The sequence below is a fragment of the Microcoleus sp. MON1_C1 genome, assembly GCF_036701945.1.
GTDB lineage: Bacteria > Cyanobacteriota > Cyanobacteriia > Cyanobacteriales > Microcoleaceae > Microcoleus.
In genome coordinates this window covers 34,638-42,377 of sequence record NZ_JAUBRO010000055.1, presented here as the reverse complement: position 1 = coordinate 42,377, position 7,740 = coordinate 34,638, and the positions used below count along the sequence as shown (strand labels likewise).

Here is a 7,740-nt window from a genome sequence, read left to right as displayed (position 1 = left end):
GCTAAATATAATCTTTTCAATTTTCCTAACTTGAAAAGATTTGATGCCTTTTCACAATTCATATAGGATTGCTATATAATATGAAGTTATAAAAATATGGAAAATATAGATATTAGTATGTAGTATCCAGTTATCGAATAAAAGCAAGTTGATAAGTCGCCCCCATTAACTTTTGAATAGTACCGATTCTCTCAAAATGATGAAGAAGGAAGAAGCAAGTTCGGCGACAAAGCCGTGTAGGGAATTTAACGGCTCGAAGTTGAGGGAAGAAAAAAGATTTTGTCAACTTTCCCCCTCTCCTACTCTTCTCCTCCCGCAGCAGCTATTCAACCCAACGCACCCGAACAAAATGAGCTTCGCGTCCCCAGAAGTCGTGACTTACAGTAATATCAACAACACTCAAATTAAACGGAATAGCAGTTGTGACGTAACGCTGAGCCAGAGCTCCCACATCAGGAGCTAACTGAGCCGCAGCAGCCGCCGCTGCACCCAAACCTAAAAGTTGCAGAATGGGCCCCCGAGGCAGGGCTAAATTGATGCCAACAGCAAGTCCAGCCGTTAGCAGCATTGCCACCGACAAATTCGTGCCACAGCGGGGATGTACAGCTAAATCCCACTCTCCGCTGGCAATCCGCTGCAAAGCCTCGCGTACTGCCTGATGCAACTGTACAATGTTAACGTGGCCATAAAGATAAAACCCTTGGTCTGTGGACATCCCGCCCAATAACTCATTATCGGTTCTTGCTGTCGTCGCACCAATCGATTGGCCAAGTACCCAAACCGTAGCGTGTTCCAAAGCATGAACTTGTCGCAAAGCCAATATTTCCTTCAAGCCGGGCACAAAATTGAGTTGTCGCAACAAATCAGCATCTTGAGTCCGCTGCGGGGCAAAGTCGAAGGGAAACTGGCCAGTGCGGCCGGAAGCAGAAGCAGTAGTTGTCATATTAAAACGCCTCCATTAACTCCATTAAGTGGATATTTAACATTAGCAATTCGGTTGAGAAAAAGCCGATCATAAATTATCAATAGTTGTGAGTTTAAAATTTAGCAATGGCAGGTTGTGTGCAAAAATTATTAGCCTTCAACCTGCCCTTACTAACAGATAGCACTTATTCCCAATTTATTGCTCTAGTCGCTGGCCCTCACGGAATACTCCCGGAAGTCGCCGACCTCTGGTATCGATAATTGTACCCTTGCCGTGAGGCAATCCCTTGCGTAACTCTCCCTCATAGCGGATACCGTTGGAGAACGAACAGTTACCCCTACCATCAAGTTCTTGAGTATAGAACTGTCCCGAACACCGACTGCCGTCAGCGCGGGTGAACGCTCCCGTACCTAAAGGCTTGCCCCCTAAAAATTGACCCACAAAGCGATCGCCATTAGCAAAAATGAATTGCCCTTGTCCCGTGGGCACGCCTACTTTTTGATCGAGAGAAAACGACCCTATATAGCGATCGCCATTAGTAAAAATAGCTGTCCCGGAACTAACTTTGCCATCTCGGAATATGCCCTCCACGCGGGCGTCGTCCTTAAATATAAATTGTCCTCGACCATTTGGTTTGCCCAGACGGAACTGCCCCTCATAGCGATCGCCGTTGGAATATACGTATACCCCAGTGCCACTGGGCAAACCGTTAACGAACTGTCCGATGTAGCTATCACCGCTGTCATAATCGCACCTAACTCTACCTGTAGCGATAGCTGGCACGCAGCGACCGGTTTTAGCTTCTGTTCCTTGTGCCATTGAGGGCAAGGGATAAGTCGCGTAACTACCAATTCCCAACACTGATGCAACTAATAAAGCAATTCCACTGATCCAAGAACGGGAAATCATCAATCAACTTTCTCCTATGCGCTGTTAGATATTATCTTCTTCTGTCCTTTGTCTTTTGTCCCATTTGTTGTCAAAAGTTGGCTTAAAACCTCAATCCTTTATCCTTTACGAAACTCCGGGCTTGCCGTTGCGAAATACCCCCGGAAAGCGCCTACCGCTAGCATCGATCATCGTCCCGACACCGTGAGGCACTCCCTTTCGCAATTCTCCTTCATAGCGCGTACCGTTGGGAAAAGTGCAGGAGACACTAGCGTCAAGTTCTTGATTGAAAAACCTCCCGGAACAGCGAGTGCCGTCTACCCGCACCAATATCCCCGGGCCAAAGGGCGAACCTGCAAAAAATTGTCCTTCGTAGCGATCGCCATTAGTATAAAAAAATTGACCCCGCCCTGAGGGTTGGCTGCTAATGGCATCAGTCTGAACGTTCCTGACGACTGCGAACTCTCCGACGTAGCGCTCGCCGTTGGCAAAAACGACCGTCCCAGATCTCATTGTGCCGTCTTGGAACACGCCTGTGTAGCGGGCATCATCTTTAAAAATGAATGTCCCTCTACCATTTGGCACTCCCTTCCGAAAATTTCCTTCGTAGCGATCGCCATTAGCGTACACGTAGACTCCGCTGCCATCGGGCAGGCCGTTGACGAAATTTCCCTCGTAGTTATCGCCTCCCTCGTAATTGCATTTTACTCTTCCCGTAGGAGGGTTGCCTTGGCAGAAGGGAGAGCGTTTTCCTTCTTCTGGTTTTGGTTGAGCCATTGATGGCTGCGGATTCAAGAGATTAGTGGCGCTGCCGATACAAGAAGCAACTAATATCGCCATCCCTAATTTTTGAATTGAACCGAGCATGATCAATCTCCTTTAACTTCAATTACTAATAGGGATTTTCTAGAAGCTAATACTCAATGAAAAGTCCTCTCTTTTTTAATCCCTGTACTAATTTTACCTTCAGGTTCGAGATCTGCCCTAAATGCAAAAAGGCAAAAATTAGAGTTTTTGCCTTTAGCATTTTTCCTGCTTTACTGTCAATTTTCAGCGTCGCGCTGAGCTATTCGGATTTGGGAGACGGCTAATAACTGCATTGGCTGGTTGTGATTGGCGATTTGCGGGTTTTTCGCCAACACCTTTGGCTACCTCAACGCCGTTTTCCTCCAGAATCACGATCGGATCAGCTCCTTGCTTGAGATCGACCCGCTTCACCAACACTTGCCCGTTAGACAGTCGCTGCCCGACTTTGACATATCGACTGGTTGGTTCATTCGGTACTTTGACAATCACTTGCGTCTCGTTGCCGACTTTTACCACCCCGCTGACTTCAGTGCCTGTAGCGATGTCAGTAGAAGGCGGTGGCGGCGGTGCCGGAACTACTGGGATCACGGGAGGAGGCGGGGGATTTGGGTCAACCCACTGGGGCGGGCGCTTGTCTACTGGCAGTTCCGGCAGATCCGGCACTCCTATAGGCCTAGCTGCTATTGGCTGGGGCGGGCGCGGGGGACCCGCACGGCGAGGCTGGCGAGGCTGCGGATTCGGCGCACCTTGGGGTCTAACTGCTATTGGCCCAGTTGCAGGAGGACGGGTGCCAGTAACTCTTCTTGCCCTGGCATTGGGGTCTCTCCATTGGGGCGGGCGCTTGTCTACTGGCAGTTCCGGCAGATCCGGCACTCCTATGGGTCTAGCTGCAATGGGTTCGAGTCCCGGCGGGGATGTACGAGTACGACCTAACTGAGGAGGAGCGAGCCCCGGAACTTGGGGCGGCAAGCCAATTTGTCCCCCGGTGCCTCCGGGTAAGGAACCATTTGTGCCACCGCCACCTAACCGAGGAGGAGCGAACCCCGGAACTTGGGGCGGCAAGCCAATTTGTCCCCCCGTGCCTCCGGGTAAGGAACCATTTCTGGCACCGCCACCTAACTGAGGAGGAGTTCCCCTTGGAACTATGGGACGCGAGTCAATTTGCGCCCCCTCACCTCCGGGAAGTAAATCTCCCGATCGTGGATTTCGTAGTTGCTGAGTGCCCCCTCGACCGGCTGTGGGTGGCCTGGGGATAGTAACCGTCTGATTAGGCCTGTTAAGTGGGGGGGGAGCCAATAACTCGGGAAGCTCGGGTAGCACGGCTACTTGTCGCTGTGGCAGTTTGGGGAGTTCTGAGCTAATCCCACCCGCTCCGTTAGCTCCTGCAGGGATTTGTAATGCGATCGGCGGCAGCGGCCCAAAGGGGTCTAACTGAGAGGGATTCGCTGTCACAGGGCCTTGGGCCACCGGCTGAAGCGGAAGCGTTGGATTCCTGTCCTTTTTGTCGCCGATATTTGTTTGAGCCTGTCTCGCTCGTTCCTCTGGGTTGGTCGATCGAATTAACCCGGGAGGCTGGGCGGCTACTATTGGAGACTGGAAAGTCTGAGCTGCTGGGGTGGGGCTGGCAGAGGCGGCCGGAGACGGAGAGGCTGCACTGGGGCTGGGGCTGGGGCTGGGTGTGTTGCTGGCCTCGTCGCCACCGCATCCTCCGATCGAGAAAGCTAGTAGTCCTATAGTCGCAAAATATAAAAGTTTGTGCATTGCCGATCGCCCCTAACTGCTTAATTTCAAGATCTCCAACAAGGCTCTGCAATTACAGCCTGTTGCCGTTTATAAGTTTATCTGTGTTCGATGTTATGCGATCGCTTGAAAATTGCCAAGTTTTCCTCATGATCTCATCGGGCTCTTCGGGCGCTGGGTTTTCAGGAGCAAGTTAGGATATCAATGGCGGTCGTTGTGGGAAATATTGAATCAATCAAGGTATTTAGATCATGGCAAAAGTGATTCTCAAGCGAATTTGGCGATCGGGCTTTGTTTTTGCGACCGTTTTGGTGGGTGTGGGATCGGTGGGGGGCGAGGTGCATTCTGATTCACATCAGCCAGAAACCCAGGTGATGACATTGGTGCCCGATGTGAGTTCCCAGCCGCTCGTGAAGCGGAGCTATCCCGAAGGGAATCGCACTATAACGGGATCGGGATTCACAACTGGCAAATTGTACTCTCAGTTTTGGAACCCATCCAATCCTGGTGCCAAACCCCCAGCCACTCAACCGGCTAAGCCACGGGGGAATCCACAGGTATTTCAAGCTAAAATCAAGCGTCGCGCAGGCGGGACGCCGGTGATTGATGTGGTATTTAACGGCAACAAGACTTTTGAGATGATTCTCGATACCGGGGCGAGCGGCACTTTGATTTCTCAGCGGATGGCTACTGCACTGGGAGTCAGGCCGGTGCGTACCGTGAGAGCGGGGATCGCTGACGGTAGCGTTGTCGAGTTCCCGATCGGTCTGGTGCGATCAATCCGGGTTGGGGGTGCTGTGATCCAAAATGTCGAAGTGGCGATCGCCAAACAAATGCCAATAGGTCTGCTCGGTCACGATTTCTTTGGCAATTACGATGTCAAAATTAAAAAAGATGTTGTAGAATTTTATGTCCGCTAAAAGTGAGCCGATTCGGAAACGGATTTTTGCTCAACTCGTTTAAAGTTATTCCCAGCCCAGTCAAAGCTATTTAATCTATTCCTTGAGGCAGTAGTAAAAGTCCGCCATCTGTGGTACTCTTCTTAGTGTTTCAATAGCAACCTACCGTTGAACAATTCGTGAAAATGCGGCGGCAAAAGCAGGGTCGCTGTTGGTGAGATCGGTAACAGTCTCCGACTGTGCATTCACAGTACAGGGCAAGGCAATCAATTAAACCATTCCCAAAGCAGGTCGAAATTAGTTCCAAAAATGCTGTGGTTAAGGGAATTTTGGTGGGCTGTGTTCAGCCGGAGCCTAGAAAATATGTAAACTGATGAGCGGAAGATGTTCCGCAAAATCGGAAATCATGAAAATCGAGAAATTAATTATTGTAAATAAGGTATTCGCATGGCACAAGCGTCTGTATCTCCTGTAGTGCTGATTATTCTAGACGGCTGGGGTTATCGTGAAGAAAAAGACGGAAATGCGATCGCCGCGGCAAAAACACCCGTGATGGACAGTCTCTGGGCCGCTTATCCCAGAACTCTGATTCACACCTCGGGTCGGGCGGTAGGGCTGCCAGACGGGCAAATGGGTAACTCAGAGGTTGGTCACTTGAATCTGGGCGCGGGCCGCGTGGTTCCTCAAGAGTTGGTGCGGATCTCGGATGCAGTGGAAGATGGTTCTTTGCTCAACAACCGGGCGCTGGTTGAGCTTTGCCAGAAAGTCCGCGCCACGGGCGGCAAGTTGCACCTGACTGGTCTTTGTTCTGAAGGTGGCGTTCATTCCCATCTCAGTCATATTAAGGGTTTGCTGCTATTAGCAAAAGCACAGGGAATTTCTGAGGTTTGCATTCACGCGATTACAGACGGTCGTGATACTACTCCGAAAGAGGGTGTCGAAGCTCTAGGCAAGATTGAAAGTTATATCGCAGAGGTAGGGGTCGGTCGGATTGCGACCATCAGCGGCCGCTACTACGCGATGGATAGGGACAAGCGCTGGGATCGGGTGCAGCGCGCTTACGAGGTGATGACGACTGAGGGTGCTCCTGACGGTAGATCGGCTGTGGATGTGTTGCAGGGCTCCTATGCTGAAGGAGTGACGGACGAGTTTGCTGTTCCGACTCGGATTTCTCCGGGGGCGGTGGCATCCGGGGATGGGGTAATTTTCTTTAATTTTCGCCCGGACAGGGCGAGAGAATTGACTCAGGCTTTTGTGGCACCGGATTTTAAGGGGTTTGAACGGAAGTTAATTGAGTCCCTGGCGTTTGCGACTTTTACTCAGTACGACCCGAAACTATCGGTAATGGTGGCTTTTGAACCGCAGAATTTGAACAATATTCTGGGCGAGGTGATTTCTAAGCACGGTTTGCAGCAGTTGCGGACGGCGGAAACTGAAAAGTACGCTCATGTGACTTATTTTTTTAATGGGGGTCTGGAAGAGCCTTTTATCGGGGAACACCGGGAGTTGGTGCAGAGCCCGATGGTGGGGACTTACGATGAGGCGCCCCAGATGTCGGCGGACTTGGTGACGGATGGAGTGGTGACGGCTTTGGAAAAAGGCATCTATTCGTTTATGGTGATTAACTACGCTAACCCGGATATGGTTGGTCATACGGGGATGATGGATGCGACGATAATTGCGTGCGAAACTGTGGATAAATGTTTGGGGCGGCTGTTGAGCGCCATTAGTAAAGCTGGGGGAACGGCAATTATTATTGCTGACCACGGAAATGCTGAACAGATGTTTGACGAGGACGGGAATCCCTGGACGGCTCACACTACTAACCCAGTGCCGTTTATTCTGGTAGAGGGTGAAGGTCGGAAGATTCCGGGTCACGGAACGGATGTTCCTCTCAGGACGGATGGTTGTTTGGCGGATATTGCGCCCACGATTCTGGAGCTGTTGAGGTTGCCTCAGCCCCCGGAGATGACGGGACGATCTATGATTCGATCGGCTGAGTTTGAAGTTCGTGCCAATCGCACTCCGGTGCGGGTCCGATTGTAGTAGGGACAAAGGCGCCGTGCATTGGTGTCAACTTAAGCTGTCATCCGCCCAGTCCTCCCGCCCATCCGGTAGTCAGCCAGGGAATGAATTCCCTGTCTAATAGCGAAAGTCCTCTCAAGAGGACTAATGAGTTTAAAAATTCGGCGTTGCTGAATTGGGGTAGGAAATTTGTAGGGGCAATCCCCCCGTGGTTGCCCCAGCGCTGACAGGGTAAGCACTTAGAATTACCCCATCAGGCAAAATCATACTTGGATTCAGCAGTAGCAAAAATTCTTCTTTTCAGTCCTCTTAAGAGGACTTTCGCTTTGAGGCAGGGAATTCATTCCCTGCCGGACTGCGGGTTGGACGTTAAGTTGACACCAATGGGCTCTTGGAGTGTCTCTGCATAAATTGTGTGCGATCGACCGAATTTGATACGATAATAAATTACCGATT

6 protein-coding genes are annotated in these 7,740 nt (G+C 50.8%); 2 read left to right on the top strand and 4 right to left on the bottom strand.

The genetic code is table 11. The features are described from left to right. Positions 1-322: 322 nt before the first annotated feature. The 4 genes from QUA62_RS24385 to QUA62_RS24370 form a co-directional block, all read right to left on the bottom strand. Complete coding sequence (locus QUA62_RS24385) at positions 323-943, bottom strand: DUF6391 domain-containing protein (protein ID WP_333217796.1); 621 nt, start codon at positions 941-943, stop codon at positions 323-325. 177 nt (positions 944-1,120) lie between these two features. Next, the gene (locus QUA62_RS24380) at positions 1,121-1,834 is read right to left on the bottom strand and encodes an MORN motif-containing protein (protein ID WP_190659507.1); all 714 of its coding nucleotides are present in this window, start codon (positions 1,832-1,834) and stop codon (positions 1,121-1,123) included. A gap of 105 nt (positions 1,835-1,939) precedes the next feature. Continuing rightward, a complete protein-coding gene (locus tag QUA62_RS24375; protein WP_190739072.1) occupies positions 1,940-2,680 on the bottom strand; it encodes an MORN motif-containing protein in 741 nt (246 codons plus the stop codon). 183 nt (positions 2,681-2,863) lie between these two features. Continuing rightward, positions 2,864-4,381, bottom strand: a complete 1,518-nt coding sequence (locus QUA62_RS24370; protein WP_333407325.1) for a hypothetical protein — start codon at positions 4,379-4,381, stop codon at positions 2,864-2,866. 230 nt (positions 4,382-4,611) lie between these two features. On the opposite strand from QUA62_RS24370, the gene QUA62_RS24365 reads away from it, so the two are divergent. Both QUA62_RS24365 and gpmI read left to right on the top strand, forming a co-directional pair. Beyond that, positions 4,612-5,280, top strand: coding sequence for a retropepsin-like aspartic protease (locus tag QUA62_RS24365; RefSeq protein WP_333407324.1), 669 nt, complete (start codon positions 4,612-4,614; stop codon positions 5,278-5,280). A gap of 426 nt (positions 5,281-5,706) precedes the next feature. Then, the gene (gene gpmI / locus QUA62_RS24360) at positions 5,707-7,305 is read left to right on the top strand and encodes a 2,3-bisphosphoglycerate-independent phosphoglycerate mutase (RefSeq protein ID WP_333407323.1); all 1,599 of its coding nucleotides are present in this window, start codon (positions 5,707-5,709) and stop codon (positions 7,303-7,305) included. Positions 7,306-7,740: the final 435 nt, after the last annotated feature.